We start from the raw sequence: 858 nt of genomic DNA, 5'->3' as shown, positions 1-858 counted from the left end.
ACGGTAAATATGAGTTTACTGGTCTAGAAAACGGCGATTACACAGTCGACTTCGCAACACCGGAAGGTTATGAGCCGACGGCTGTCAACGTAGGCGATGATGCATTAGATTCAGACGGCGCGTCAACAACAGTAACAATCAATAACGCAGATAACTACACAATCGACAGCGGATTCTACAAACCAGTACAAGAAACACCACAAGAGCCAGCAACTTACACAGTTGGTGATAAAGTTTGGGAAGACACAAACAAAGACGGTGTACAAAACTCAAATGAACCAGGTATTCCAAACGTAACAGTTACATTAACGAAACCAGACGGATCAACAGTAACGACAACAACAGACGGAAACGGTAACTATGAGTTTACAAACTTACCGAATGGCGATTACACAATCACATTCGAAACACCTGAAGGTTACGAACCAACAACACCGAATGTCGGTAATCCTGAATTAGATTCAAACGGTACGACAACAACAGTTACTGTTAATAACGGCGACGATAAGACAATCGACAGCGGTTTCTACAAACCAGTACAAGAAACACCACAAGAGCCAGCAACTTACACAGTTGGCGATAAAGTTTGGGAAGACACAAACAAAGACGGAGTACAAAACTCAAATGAACCAGGTATCCCTGGCGTAGAAGTAACGTTGACGAAACCGGACGGATCAACAGTTACAACAACAACAGACAATAACGGTAACTATGAGTTTACAAACTTACCGAACGGTGATTACACAATCACATTCGAAACACCAGAAGGTTATGAACCAACAACACCGAATGTCGGCAATCCTGAATTAGACTCAAACGGAACAACAACAACAGTTACTGTTAATAACGGCGACGATA

The 858-nt window shown here is 42.4% G+C and carries 1 protein-coding gene; it reads left to right on the top strand.

What is annotated here, in order from left to right; translation table 11 throughout:
* On the top strand, window positions 1-858 hold an 858-nt coding region (locus HMPREF2937_RS08175; protein WP_142351421.1), incomplete at both ends, for an SdrD B-like domain-containing protein.

It is taken from the genome of Staphylococcus sp. HMSC061G12, from assembly GCF_001838465.1.
GTDB lineage: Bacteria > Bacillota > Bacilli > Staphylococcales > Staphylococcaceae > Staphylococcus > Staphylococcus simulans.
This window is presented reverse-complemented; position numbering and strand designations above follow the sequence as displayed.